The 12,494-nt window shown below is 70.7% G+C and carries 10 protein-coding genes and 1 pseudogene; 5 read left to right on the top strand and 6 right to left on the bottom strand.

The genetic code is table 11. From position 1 onward, the window contains the following. From UWG_RS0103965 to UWG_RS0103950, 4 genes are all read left to right on the top strand, one after another. The coding region (locus UWG_RS0103965) for a M20/M25/M40 family metallo-hydrolase (RefSeq protein WP_016905912.1) at positions 1–491 on the top strand (491 nt) is incomplete at its 5' end. Between the two features lie 47 nt (positions 492–538). Further along, on the top strand, positions 539–1,924 hold the full coding sequence (locus UWG_RS0103960) for an MFS transporter (RefSeq protein WP_016905911.1): 1,386 nt from the start codon (positions 539–541) through the stop codon (positions 1,922–1,924). 841 nt (positions 1,925–2,765) lie between these two features. Continuing rightward, entirely contained in the window at positions 2,766–4,283 is a 1,518-nt protein-coding gene (locus UWG_RS0103955; protein ID WP_016905910.1) for an FMN-binding glutamate synthase family protein, read from the top strand. A gap of 338 nt (positions 4,284–4,621) precedes the next feature. Then, the gene (locus UWG_RS0103950) at positions 4,622–5,410 is read left to right on the top strand and encodes a uracil-DNA glycosylase (RefSeq protein WP_016905909.1); all 789 of its coding nucleotides are present in this window, start codon (positions 4,622–4,624) and stop codon (positions 5,408–5,410) included. Between the two features lie 14 nt (positions 5,411–5,424). Here UWG_RS0103950 and UWG_RS31925 read toward each other — a convergent pair. The 6 genes and pseudogenes from UWG_RS31925 to UWG_RS0103925 all read right to left on the bottom strand — a co-directional run. Beyond that, positions 5,425–5,530: pseudogene (locus tag UWG_RS31925) on the bottom strand (transposase); the annotation flags it as partial. A 374-nt stretch (positions 5,531–5,904) separates the two neighbouring features. Beyond that, the gene (locus tag UWG_RS0103945; RefSeq protein ID WP_016905908.1) at positions 5,905–7,272 is read right to left on the bottom strand and encodes an MFS transporter; all 1,368 of its coding nucleotides are present in this window, start codon (positions 7,270–7,272) and stop codon (positions 5,905–5,907) included. A 97-nt stretch (positions 7,273–7,369) separates the two neighbouring features. Beyond that, on the bottom strand, positions 7,370–8,290 hold the full coding sequence (locus tag UWG_RS0103940) for an amidohydrolase family protein (RefSeq protein WP_016905907.1): 921 nt from the start codon (positions 8,288–8,290) through the stop codon (positions 7,370–7,372). 84 nt (positions 8,291–8,374) lie between these two features. Further along, on the bottom strand, positions 8,375–9,058 hold the full coding sequence (gene ligK / locus UWG_RS0103935) for a 4-carboxy-4-hydroxy-2-oxoadipate aldolase/oxaloacetate decarboxylase (protein ID WP_016905906.1): 684 nt from the start codon (positions 9,056–9,058) through the stop codon (positions 8,375–8,377). 19 nt (positions 9,059–9,077) lie between these two features. Then, a complete protein-coding gene (locus UWG_RS0103930; protein ID WP_016905905.1) occupies positions 9,078–10,103 on the bottom strand; it encodes an amidohydrolase family protein in 1,026 nt (341 codons plus the stop codon). Beyond that, entirely contained in the window at positions 10,100–11,317 is a 1,218-nt protein-coding gene (locus tag UWG_RS0103925; RefSeq protein ID WP_016905904.1) for a 4-oxalomesaconate tautomerase, read from the bottom strand. The genes UWG_RS0103930 and UWG_RS0103925 overlap by 4 nt, the downstream gene beginning before the upstream one ends. Positions 11,318–11,496: 179 nt before the next feature. On the opposite strand from UWG_RS0103925, the gene UWG_RS0103920 reads away from it, so the two are divergent. Then, positions 11,497–12,186, top strand: coding sequence for a GntR family transcriptional regulator (locus tag UWG_RS0103920; protein WP_016905903.1), 690 nt, complete (start codon positions 11,497–11,499; stop codon positions 12,184–12,186). Positions 12,187–12,494: the final 308 nt, after the last annotated feature.

The raw sequence follows: 12,494 nt of genomic DNA, 5'->3' as shown, positions 1-12,494 counted from the left end.
GGGCGCCCGTCCACGGCGTCGCCACCCTGGGCAGCATCGACTCCTCGCCCCGTTCGATGGGCGTCATCAGTGACGAGGCCCGGATGTGGGCCGAGATCCGCAGCGTGGACGGCACCTGGCTGCGCGGCGCGCAGAAGCGGATCGTCGACGAGATCGCCGCCGAGGCGCGGCAGCGCGGCGTGGACGTCGACTTCGAATGGCTGACCGATCAGGATCCCGTGCCCGCCTCGGGTCTGGTTCAGGACGTCATCGCGGAGGCGTCCGACGGGCTCGGACTGCCGTGGCAGGCCGTCCCCTCCGGTGCCGGTCACGACGCCGCGCACCTTTCCCATCTCGGCCCGATGGGCATGGTCTTCGTTCCCTCCGTCGGGGGCCGTAGCCACTGCCCCGAGGAGTTGACCGAGATCTCCGACATCGCGCAGGGCGTACACGTCCTGACCGCCACCCTGATCAACCTCGACGGTTACGAACAGCCGACAGCACTGAAGTAGTCAGCCACACAGTCCACAGCCGAGCAACGACAAGGAGGCGCCCCGGCATGGCGACTTCGCAGCGGGCATCCCCCGAGGCCACCCCCGCGCACGTGCAGCCTCGCCGAGCAGTGGCCGCGGCGGCGTTCGGCAACGCGATGAAGTGGTACGACTTCTCCGTCTACGCCTTCTTCGCCAGCTACATCGCCCACAACTTCTTCCGGGACGACGACCCGACCTCGGCGCTGATGAGCACGTTCGTGGTGTTCGGCGCCGGCTTCGTGGCCCGCCCGCTGGGAGCGGTGATCGGGGGCGTCTACGGCGACCGGATGGGGCGCAAGGCCGCACTCATGCTGTCGATCGGCGCCATGGGCATCGGCACGCTCATCATCGCCGCGGCACCGCCGATCGCTTTCATCGGTGTCGGCGCACCGATTCTGCTGCTGGCGGGGAGGCTCTTCCAGGGCTTCTCAACCGGCGGCGAGATCGGCGGCGCGGCCGCCTACATGCTGGAGAACGCGCCTGCCGACCGGCGTTCCCTGTACTCCTCCTGGCTGCAGGCCTCCATGGGCATCTCCAACCTGCTGTCCGCACTGGTCGGCTTCACCATCACCACGGTCTTCCCCGAGGAGGCGGTCCAGGACTGGGCCTGGCGGATCCCCTTCCTTCTCGGCTTGCTGATCATTCCGATAGGCCTGTACATCCGCCGCAGTCTGCCGGAAAGCGAGGAATTCACCCGGCACAGTGCCGCGGACGCCATTCGCCCGAAGCCCGGGCCGCTGCGAGGGCTGGTGACGGAGTATCCCAAGGAGCTGTGCGCCGCTTTCCTCTTCTCCATACTGTGGACCGTCTGTGTCTACGCCTTCCTCATTTACCTGCCCACCTACTACAAGGACCCGGCCATCGGGCTGGGCTTTTCTTCCCAGCAGGCCTTTCTCGCCTCCTTGTTCGGCAATGCGGTCGTGATCGTCGGCTGCCTCGCCGGAGGGTGGATAGCCGACCGCGTAGGGGCCCGCCAGGTGGTGGTGTGGAGCTCAGTCGCAATGGTTCTGATCCCCACACCTTGCCTGTGGTGGCTGCACAGTCAGCCGAACCTGACCGTCCTGCTACTCGTTCACGCCGTGCTGTGCGCCAGCGTCGCAGCGTTCTCCGGGGTCGCACCATCGGTTCTGCCCCGGGTGTTCCCGGTGGCCGTCCGCTCAACGGGCCTCGCGGTCAGCTACAACCTCGCCGCCGTCTTCTTTGCCGGCACCACACCGGCCTTGATGACGTGGGCAACGGCCCGGCTGACGGTCTACGCCCCTACCCTGTGGGTCATCATCGGCTGCCTGTGTTGCCTGGCCTCGGTCCCGGCGCTCTTCCGCCAGGTCGACCATGTCACCCGGCAGGAGGCCGAGGAGTACCGGAAGGCGGCCGTGACCGGGCCCGCGCAACCCCCTGCGGTCGAACGTTGAGCGCGGCGACGCGGCTTCGGGCCTGACCCGGTCGCTCGCCCACTCGCGCTCGACGGTTCGGTCCTGAAGAGCACCAACGCTCGTCGGTGCATGCTCGTCCCCTTCCGGCTCAGGGCACGGCTGTCTCGGGCCGGCGGGCGCTCAGTTCGCGTGTGTCTGCTCAGGGCAGCAGGCCCGAGGGCGCAACGATGTTCGCCTTCGGTGACGCTCTCCTGCAACTACTGCTCTGCAACGCCTAACTGGGCCGCGAGCAGCCTGTCGGCGTAGGCGGGGAAGCGCCACCACCCGGTGGCGACGGCGGGTTCGTCGGTGAAGCCGGGGCGGCGGTGTGCCGGGGCAGCCGTTCACGACGGCGACGGGACATCGGTGTCTCCGGTGCCCGCCCGGGCCGCGGTCGACGATCGGCGCATGTGTCGGCCTGGCGAGTTCTGCTGTCCGTCGCGGTCGATGGTCAGCTCACGGTCGCCTCGCAGCCGGCAAGGGCGAACACGACAAGTGCTGCTCGACAGGTCGGCCGTCGCGCTGTCGTCAAGAGCCGTCTCAGGCGGTGCAGTCCCCGTGAGCGCGCGCTCGTCAACAGCAAGCACACCTCGCGTGCGATGCGGTGGCGCGACGCGAGTTCGCGGCCCTGTGGCCGAGTGTGTGCGGGCGCTGTCACTCGCCTGTGAATCCGTCCCGCTTGGTGACCCTGCCCGTCGACCTCTCCGTGTTGGCCTCTACCATCGCCTGCGTTCTTCGGTGTGCAACGCCACCCGTGTGGAGTGCTTGCCTGCCCGACACCCGACAGGAGACGACGACGTCCACCGGCTGGCGATGGCGTCTGGCAATGAGGAGGGGGTTCATGCGCGTCCGGAGCATCGCCGCGGCCACCGCGGCAGCCGTGAGTCTTGTGGCTGCTCGTGACCTTGTCCAGAAGAAGCACGCTCTGCTCCGAAATTTCCCGGTTCTCGGGCACGCCCGTTACCTGCTGGAGAAGATCGGGCCGGAGCTGCGTCAGTACATCGTGACCTCCAACGACGAGGAGCGGCCCTTCAGCCGTGACCAGCGCAGTTGGATCTATGCGTCGGCGAAGGAGGAGAACAACTACTTCGGGTTCGGGACCGACAACGACGTCGAGCACATGCAGGGGCATGCGTATCTGAAGCAGCGTACGTTCGCCGGTGCGCTGCCCGATATGCATGATCCGCAGGCCCCGCTGCCCTCGGCCAAGGTGCTGGGCGGGCCGCGGGGGCGTGCAAGGGCGTTCCGGCCGGCAAGCGTGGTGAACATCTCGGCGATGAGCTTCGGTTCGCTCTCCGGGGCGGCGATCACGGCGCTGAATGAGGGGGCGGCGCTTGCGGGGGCGATGCACAACACGGGAGAGGGCGGCCTCTCGCCGTACCACCGAGGCGGTGCCGATCTCGTGCTGCAGATCGGCACGGCGTATTTCGGCTGCCGGAACGAGGACGGCAGCTTCAACCTCGACAAGCTCAAGGAGGTCGTCGCGAGTGCCCCGGTCAGGGCGATAGAGATCAAGCTCTCGCAGGGGGCCAAGCCGGGGTTGGGCGGAATGCTGCCGGGTGCGAAGGTGACTCCGGAGATCTCCGAGATTCGCGGCATCCCGCTCGGCGAGGACTGTGCCTCCCCCTCGCGGCACACGGCGTTCCACGATGTCGACTCCATGCTGGATTTCGTCGAGCTGCTGGCCGCCGAGACCGGTTTGCCGGTCGGGATAAAGAGTGCGGTGGGCGAGACGGAGTTCTGGCAGGAGCTGGCCGGGCTGATGGCGCATGGCGAGCGTGGTGTCGACTTCGTGACCGTCGACGGGGGCGAGGGCGGTACGGGTGCGGCGCCGCTGCTGTTCTCCGACTCGGTGTCGCTGCCTTTCCGGATGGGATTCTCCCGGGTGTACGGCATCTTCGCCGAGCTGGGGCTGACCGATGAGTTGACCTTCATCGCCTCCGGGAAGCTCGGTCTGCCGGAGAACGCCGCGGTCGCCTTCGCACTGGGTGCGGACATGATCAACGTGGCGCGTGAGGCGATGTTCTCGATCGGCTGCATCCAGGCGCAGAAGTGCCACACCGACAAGTGCCCGACCGGGGTCGCCACCCAGAATCCGCGGCTGGCCCGCGGCCTGGACCCGGCCTCGAAGGCCACACGGGCCGCAGTCTATCTTCGCACCCTGCGCACGGAGCTGATGAAGGTCTCCTCGGCCGTCGGCGTCGCGCACCCAGGGCTGATCAAGGCCACTGACATCGACATCATGAACGGCGACTACGAGGCCCGCACACTGGCCAGCGTCTACGGCTACAAGGACGGCTGGGGCGAGCTCGGCAAATCCCTTGCCGACGAGGTCACGGCGCTGGTCGCCGCCGCATGACTGCGTGACGGAGCGGTGGGACGTGCGGGCACTCCCGTTGCAGGCGCGTGTCTCGTCGTCCCGCACCTCCGCGAACCCGAGCAGACCGAACCGCCGGCCCGGAAAGAGGAAACAACACCTTGCGCGCCCCCGTGGGACACCCGCGCGGCGAAAGTGGTCGAGAAGGAACCTGTCTTCCGCGCTCGGAGGAGGTCTCCTCATAGACTCCGCGAGAGATACCCGTCGGTTCGACGCTCCCCAGCGATCGTGTTCCTCGACGGAGACCGAGGTCCAGCAGACGCGTCGCCGGGCGCAGGGATGGCCGGCTGACCGGTACGGCTGGTGGCGAGGAGCGTGAGATGCACGGTGACCGCTCGGGGCCGGAGAGCCCCGAGTTTCCCGCGGTGACGGCTCCCCCGCTGAGTGCGGTACAGGAGCTGGATGCGAAGGTGACCACTTGCCGGGCTTGTCCGCGGCTGGTCGCCTGGCGGGAGAACGTCGCAAGGGTCAAGCGCAGGGCGTTCATGGACTGGGAATACTGGGCCAGACCGGTGCCCGGGTTCGGCCCGGCGAATGCCCCGCTGGCGATCGTCGGGTTGGCTCCGGCTGCACACGGTGGCAACCGCACCGGCCGTATCTTCACGGGTGATCCGTCCGGCGACGTACTGTATGCCGCGCTGTCCGACATCGGCCTGGCCTCCCAGCCGGTCGCCACGCACGCCGAGGACGGGATGCGGTTGTACGGGGTGCGCATCACGGTGCCGCTGCACTGCGCACCCCCTGAGAACCGGCCCAGCGTCTCGGAACGCGACACCTGTCGGCCCTGGCTCGTCCGCGAGCTGGAACTCCTGCGTCCGACCCTGCGAGCCGTCGTGGCTCTCGGTGCCTTCGCCTGGCGGGCCGTGCTGCCGGCACTGGCCAGCGCGGGATGGCGGATCCCTCGTCCGCGCCCGGTCTTCGGACACGGCGCGGAAGCCTTGATCCCTGACTGCGGCGATGAAGGAGGCGTCCACCTGATCGGCGGCTATCACCCCAGCCAGCGGAACCTGTCCACCCGCACTCTCAGCCCCGCCATGCTCTGCACCGTACTGCGCCGTGGCGCCGACCGCGCCGGACTGCCGATGCGTCCCGAACCCGGGACGCAATGACCTCTCCCGGATGTTCGTCGTCGGTGTGAGGCCGGCGTAGGAAGCCAGGTGGGCGGCGGTGGGGAAGCTGGTGCCGTCGCCGATGGTGGTCGGCAGGACGGCGGCGGTCCTGACACCGACGCACAGTTCGGTGGGGTAGTCGGGGTCGGAGGGGCTCCGGTCATAGTGGGCGCAGAAGTCCACGGTGGCGTCTCCGACGGACACCTCCCGAACCCGGCGAACACCACCCCCCGGGTCACGCCTTCGACAGGGGACACAGTCATACCGGGCCCGGAGGCCAGCGGCCCCATTGCAGGACCGCCGAAGACATGACGGGGGCGGTCCCGCTCGCCGTTCGCCCGGCGGGCGGCCGTCGGAGCCCTGCACCCGACGCCCGTCGTCGGCCCGGAGCGGCAGCCGGGGCTCTCCGTCCGAGAGGTGCCGGCCCGAGGGCCCGTGGAAGCCCGCGAGTCGGCACCCCGCCCGACAGCCGCCACCACCGGACGCCGTGCACGTCACACCGCGGAGGGCTCGGCGTCCTTGGCCGGTCCCTGTGCCGAGGCGAGGCGGGCGCGGCGGGTGCCGGCTCCGAAGAGGGCGAGCACGACGGCGCCGACGACCCAGGTGCCGGCGATGAAGAAGAAGACGCTCTGGTACCCCGTGCTGTTGTAGAGCGCCGCGATGACGAGCGGGCCCGCGGCGTTGGAGAGGCGGCCGAGGCCGTAGGAGATGCCGGTACCGAGGGAGCGGCCCCTGGTGTCGAAGAGCTCGGGCGAGTACGCGTAGGCGAGGGCGGTGTAGCCGCGCTCCAGCATGTTGACGGCGAAGCCGAAGACGATGATGAAGACGGGGTTGAACGTCAGCCCGTAGAGCAGTCCGCAGGCGGCGATGGCGAGGCCGAAGACGACGAGGCACCACTTGCGCTCGAAGCGGTCGGTGACGAGCGACGCGACGTAGGAGCCGAGCGGTGCGCCGACCGTGGTGAGCGCGATGTAGAAGATCGACTTCTCGACGCTGAAGCCCTCCTTGGCGAGCAGCGTCGGCGCCCAGCTCGAGTACCCGAAGAAGCCGATCGTCTGGGTGACCCACAGAACGGTCAACACCAGCGTGGGCACGAGGTACTTGCGCTGGAGGAGCAGCTTGAGCGGGGCCTTGGTCTGCGGGACCTCGTCGACGGGCGGGAGCGGCTCGGGCAGCGGCCCCTTCTCCGCCTCGACCTGGGCCTCGATCTCGCGGAGGGTCGCCTCGGCCTTCTCGTACTCGCCCTTGCTCTCGTACCAGCGCGGCGACTCCTTGAGGTACCGGGTGAAGAGGAGGAAGAGGATGCCGAGGGCGCCCCACAGGAAGACCAACCGCCAGGTCCAGTCGGCGAGCGGCACGACGAGGCTGGCGATGAGGCTGGTGACGGGGGTTCCGCAGATGCCGATGACGATGGCGTACGCCTGGTACTTGCCGCGGACGGCCGAGGGGTAGAGCTCGCTCACGTAGACCACGGCGACAACGGTCATCGCGGAGAGCCCGGCCGAGGTGAGGACGCGGAGCACGCCGAGCGACAGGATGTCCCAGGCGAAGACGGAGAGGAACGAGAAGGAGCCGAAGAAGACCGTCGTGAGGGTGAGGGCCTTCTTCCGTCCCAGCCGGTCGGCGATGCGGCTGGCGACGATCGAGCCGATGAACATGCCGACGAAGGAGAGCGAGGTGACGTAGGCGACCTGGTCGACCGTGACGCCCCAGAGGGTGATCAGACGGGGGGCGGTGACGGCGAAGCTGTTGATGTCCGCGAACTCGAAGAAGTACGCGAAGGCGACGGCGACGAGCGTCACTTTGTGGAAGCGGGATATCGGCAACCGGTCGAGCCGGTGCGCCGCGTTCGGATGTGCCATGGCAACGCCTTCGGAGAGGGGAGGGCGGCGGTCTCGGCGCAGGCGCTAGCGACCGCCGTCGCGGCAGGTGGGACGGGGCGGTGGCGGGACGGGCCGGTCAGGCCGTCTCTTCCGGCCAGTAGAGCCGCACGGGGTTGTCGACGAGGAGCTTGTGGCGCTGCTGCTCGGTGGGGGCCACGTGAGGGATGTGGTCGACGAGCAGCCCGTCGTCGGGCATGTGTTCTGTGAGGTTGGGGTGGGGCCAGTCGGTGCCCCACAGCACGCGGTCGGGGAACTCCTCGACGACCGTGCGCGCGAAGGGCACGACGTCGGCGTAGGCGCTCCGCTCGCCGTCGAGCGCGGCGGGCCCGGTGAGGCTGAGCCGCTCGGGGCAACTCACCTTCACCCACACGTCGTTGCGCTCGGCGAACCGCAGGAACCGCGTGAACTGCGGCCCCGAGACGGGCTCCCGGACGTCGGGGCGGCCCATGTGGTCGATGACGAGCGGAGTGGGCAGGGCGGCGAAGAACCCTTCCAGCTCGGGAAGGTCGGCGGCCTCGAAGTAGAGCACCACGTGCCACCCGAGCGGTGCGACCCTCGCCGCGATACGGGCGAGGTCGTCCTGCGGCGCGGCTCCGACGAGCCGCTTGAGGAAGTTGAAGCGAACGCCTCGTACCCCGGCCGCGTCGAGGCGGCGCAGCTCGGCGTCGGTGACGTCGGGACGCACGGTGGCGACGCCGCGGGCGCGGCCCCCTGCCGAGCGGACGGCGTCGAGCATCGCCGTGTTGTCGGCGCCGTGGCAGGTGGCCTGGACGACGACGTTCCGGGAGACGCCCAAGTGGTCGCGGAGCGCGAAGAGTTGCTCCTTGCTCGCGTCGCAGGGCGTGTACTTGCGTGCGGCGGCGTAGGGGAACTCGTCGCCGGGACCGAAGACGTGGCAGTGCGCGTCCACGGCTCCCGACGGCAGCCGGTACGTCGGCTTCGCCGGGTCCGGGTGCCAGTCGAGCCAGCCCGGGGTCTTGGTGAAGCGCGTACTCATCTCTCCTCCTCGGCCGGCACGCGGAGGGGTGCCGGGTGGTGCGCGCCGCCGGCGGGCGACCGGCGGTACGTGGTGCGGACGGGGTCAGTCGAGGTAGCGGAGGCCCGCTTCGCGGAGCGGCTCGCGCATGGCGTACATGTCGAGGCCGAGTTCCCCGGCGGCGAAGCGCTGCCGCTTCCCTTCCTCGTTGGCCTCGCGGCGCGCCGCCGCCTCGGCGACCTCGGCGGCGCGCTCGGCGGGGACGACGACCACGCCGTCGGCGTCGGCGGCGACGACGTCGCCGGGGCGTACGGGCGCGTTGGCGCAGACCACGGGCACGTTGACGGAGCCGAGGGTGGCCTTGACCGTGCCCTTGGCGTTGACGGCCCGGGAGAAGACGGGGAAGTCCATCGCCTCCAACTCGGCCACGTCGCGGCAGCCGCCGTCGATGACGAGGCCGCGTGCGCCCTGCGCGCGCAGCGAGGTGGCGAGGAGTTCGCCGAAGAACCCGTCCTCGCTCTCGGTCGTGCAGGCGGCGACGACCACGTCCCCCGGCCGTACCTGCTCGGCCGCGACGTGCAGCATCCAGTTGTCGCCCGGTTGGAGAAGCACCGTGACGGCGGGGCCGCAGAGTCGGGCCCCGCGGTAGACCGGGCGCAGGTAGGGGCGCATCAGCCCGACGCGGCCCATCGCCTCGTGGAGGGTGCTCACCCCGAACTTCGAGAGCGCTTCGACGTCTGCGGTCGACGGGCGGTTGACGGTGCGGTGTACGACACCGAGTGCGAACACGACGGCTCCTTGTGCGTGGTCAGCGGCCCTGACGCCGCAGCAGGGCGTCCAGGCGGGGATAGACGGTGCGGGCGTTGCGCTCCTCGACGGCGGCGAGGTCCTCGGGCGAGAGCCCCGCCGACTCGACGTAGCGGCGGGTGTCGTCGAAGGCGAACCCGGTGCGGGGGTCGACGCCGCGGACGGCGCCGATCATCTCCGAGGCGAAGAGCACGTTCCGGGTCGGCACGACTCCGAGGAGCAGATCGATGCCGGGTTGGTGGTAGACGCAGGTGTCGAAGAAGACGTTGCCGAGGAGGTGTTCCTCGAGCGGCGGGCGCCCGAGCGCCGCGGCGAGCCCGCGGAAGCGGCCCCAGTGGTAGGGGACGGCACCGCCGCCGTGCGGGACGATCAGGCGCAGCGTGGGGAAGTCGGCGAACAGGTCGCCCTGGAGGAGCTGCATGAACGCCGTGGTGTCGGCGTTGAGGTAGTGGCCGCCCGTGGTGTGGAAGGCCGGGTTGACGCTGGTGCTCACGTGGACCATGGCCGGCACGTCGAGCTCGACCAGCTTCTCGTAGAGCGGGTACCAGGCACGGTCGGTGAGCGGGGGCGCGCTCCAGTGGCCGCCGGACGGGTCGGGGTTGAGGTTGACCGCGACGGCGCCCAACTCCTCGACGGCGCGGAGGAGTTCGGGGACACAGGTGGCGGGGTCGACGCCGGGCGACTGCGGGAGCATGGCCGCGGGGGCGAACCGCTCGGGGTAGAGGGCGCTCACCCGGTGGCAGAGGTCGTTGCAGCGGGCCGCCCACTCCTGCGAGGTGGCGAAGTCGCCGACGTGGTGCGCCATGAAGGAGGCACGCGGCGAGAAGACGGTGAGGTCGATGCCGCGCTCGTCCATGAGGCGGAGCTGGTTGGACTCGATGCTTTCGCGTATCTCGTCGTCGCCGAGGTGCGGCCCCGCGGGGTCCGGCGGCGCTGCGGGTCCTTCGAGGGCGGCGATCTGCTGCTCCCGCCACTGCGCCAGCGCCGGCGGCGCCGTGGTGTAGTGGCCGTGGCAGTCGATGATCATCGCTGGTCCTCCTGGTGGTCGTGCGGGGCGGGGCTTGCGGCCGCGGGGACCATGACCTCGCCGGCCATGATCAGTCGGGCCGTGCGCAGCAGCGCGGAGCGCGTGACGGTGCGGCGATCCGCGTCGAGTCCGAGTGCGACGCTGAACTCCCCCGAGGGGTGCTCGACGGAGACGGTCGTGGCGAAGCCGCCCCCCTCCTGCGGCTCGGCCGCGGGGAGCGTCGCCACTTCGTGCGCGACGGTGCCGTCGAGGACGCAGGCCGTGGCGACGGTGACGGCTGCGAGGACGCCGATCGAGGCGTGGCAGACGTGCGGGATGAAGCTCCGGGTGGCGACGGCGCCGCCCTCGGCGGGGGGCGCCGTCAGCGTCATCTTGGGGTAGTTGAGGTCGGCCACGTCGCCGAGGCCCATGCGCCGCCCGCACGCCAGCCGCAACCGCTCCAGGTGCGTGCGCAGTTCGGCGTCGGCGGTGAGTTCCGCGGCCGGCTCGTACCCGGTGCGGCCGAGTGCCGTCGCGGGGACGAGGACGAGCGGCATCCCGTTGTCGATGCAGGTGACGTCGACGGGGCCGAGCCCCTCGACCTCGACGCGGTCCCGCACGTGCCCGGTGGGCAGGAGCGCGGTGCAGACGGAACCCTCGGTGTCGAGGAAGCCGACGCTCACGGGCGCCGCGGTGCCGGGGACGCCGTCGATGCGTGCCTCGCCTTCGTAGGCGACGTACCGGCCGTCGGGCCCGAGCGGGGTGCGCACCGTGATGTCGGCGGTGAGGCCGGTGTTGAGGGTGCGGACTCGCGCCGTGGTGGTCTCTCCGCGGGCCGCGAGGAGCCCCGCTTCGAGGGCGAAGGGGACGACGGCGGCGAGCATGTTGCCGCAGTTGGGGGTGGTGTCGACGACGTCGCTGTCGGGCTGGAGCTGGGCGAACCGGAACTCCAGGTCGACGTCGGGGAGTTGGCTCGGTCCGACGATGCCGGCCTTGCTGGTGAGCGGGTGGGCGCCGCCGAGGCCGTCGACCTGGCGGGGGTCGGGCGAGCCGAGCGCGGCGAGGAGCACGGCGTCCCTCGCGGCCGTCTCGGCGGGGAGGTCGCCGGCGCGGAAGAACGGGCCGCGCGAGGTGCCGCCGCGCATGAACCAGCAGGGCACCGCGGTCTGTTCGCCGTGGCGACGGATGCCCTGCCGGAGCACGGCGTCGGCGGGCCGAGGGGTGGACGGCGTCATGGTGGTCCGTGGCTCCCTTCCGAGGAGGTGACGCAGGGAACGTAACCGTCAACGAGATTGTTGACAATATGGTTGATGAAAAATTTTCCATTGTCATCAACAAGGTCGGGGCCGGTAGACTCCCTGGCCAGCCCCCTGCGGGGGACGGCGAGTTGAGTGCGAGCAGAGGAGCGGTACGGGTGGCGGACGGCCAGGTCACCGGTCAGGAAGGGCGCCGCGTCGTCGGGGCCGGCATCCGCGCGAGGCTCTCCGCCGGCGAGATGGCGCCCGGCCAACGCCTCGTCGAGCAGGAGCTGTCGGAGACGTTCGGCACCACTCGCAGCGCGGTACGCGAAGCGCTCCAGGACCTCGCTGCCGAGGGCCTGGTCGAACTGATACCCAGGCGCGGCGCACGGGTCCGGGTGATCTCCGTCGAGGAGGCGGTGCAGATCACCGAGTGCCGGGCCGCCCTGGAGAGCCTCTGCGCCCGGAGGGCGGCAGCCTCGGCGGGCGACGCGGACCGCGCCGAACTCCGTGCCATCGGCGAGCAGATGAGCCGCGCCGTCGCCGACGGCGACCTCGACGCCTACTCGGCGCTCAACCGGCGCCTCCACGACACCGTCGCCCGCGCGAGCGGCCAGGAGGTGGCGACGAGCCTCCTCGACCGCCTCAACGGCCAGACCGTCCGCTTCCAGTTCCGCCTCGCACTCCGTCCCGGCCGCCCCGCGCAGTCGCTCCCCCAGCACCTGGCGATCATCGAGGCGGTGGTCACGGGCGACGGCGCCGCCGCGGAGGCAGCGGCTCGGGCCCACGTCGACAGCGTCGTCGCCGAACTCGCGGCAACTCCGCAACGTACGGGGGCCGTTGACAGCGAGGCCGCGGTGCCGTAGTCGGGAACGCGCGCGCGACCGAAGGCGACGACTGCGCGCGCCGGACGGTGCGCTCGCGTCAACGGGGCGCCGATGGACGACGGTTGCGAGCACAGCGTGCCGGCGCCGCCGGGCGACGCCGGTCGGATCGGCATGCGGAGTTCGGAACGCGCCCGGCACCGCCCGATGTCGAGCTGCGGGTGCGCCGCCCCGCCGACGGGCTCGGACGTCGCGCGGCCGGGAGCCGGCCGGTTCGGAGGCCCGGCGGCCGGCCGGTGTCGCTGGCCCCCCGCATGCGCCGTTCCGCCCGGCTCCGGGCGGCCCGCCCG

The sequence above is a fragment of the Streptomyces xiaopingdaonensis genome (genome assembly GCF_000262345.1).
Lineage (GTDB): Bacteria > Actinomycetota > Actinomycetes > Streptomycetales > Streptomycetaceae > Streptomyces > Streptomyces xiaopingdaonensis.
The sequence above is the reverse complement of the archived record's forward strand: the minus strand, read 5'-3'. Positions and strand labels throughout refer to the sequence as shown.

Coding starts and splice junctions, on each gene's coding strand:
- UWG_RS0103960 (WP_016905911.1), top strand. CDS start 539: ATGGCGACTTCGCAGCGGGCATCCCCCGAGGCCACCCCCGCGCACGTG.
- UWG_RS0103955 (WP_016905910.1), top strand. CDS start 2,766: ATGCGCGTCCGGAGCATCGCCGCGGCCACCGCGGCAGCCGTGAGTCTT.
- UWG_RS0103950 (WP_016905909.1), top strand. CDS start 4,622: ATGCACGGTGACCGCTCGGGGCCGGAGAGCCCCGAGTTTCCCGCGGTG.
- UWG_RS0103945 (WP_016905908.1), bottom strand. CDS start 7,272: ATGGCACATCCGAACGCGGCGCACCGGCTCGACCGGTTGCCGATATCC.
- UWG_RS0103940 (WP_016905907.1), bottom strand. CDS start 8,290: ATGAGTACGCGCTTCACCAAGACCCCGGGCTGGCTCGACTGGCACCCG.
- UWG_RS0103930 (WP_016905905.1), bottom strand. CDS start 10,103: ATGATCATCGACTGCCACGGCCACTACACCACGGCGCCGCCGGCGCTG.
- UWG_RS0103925 (WP_016905904.1), bottom strand. CDS start 11,317: ATGACGCCGTCCACCCCTCGGCCCGCCGACGCCGTGCTCCGGCAGGGC.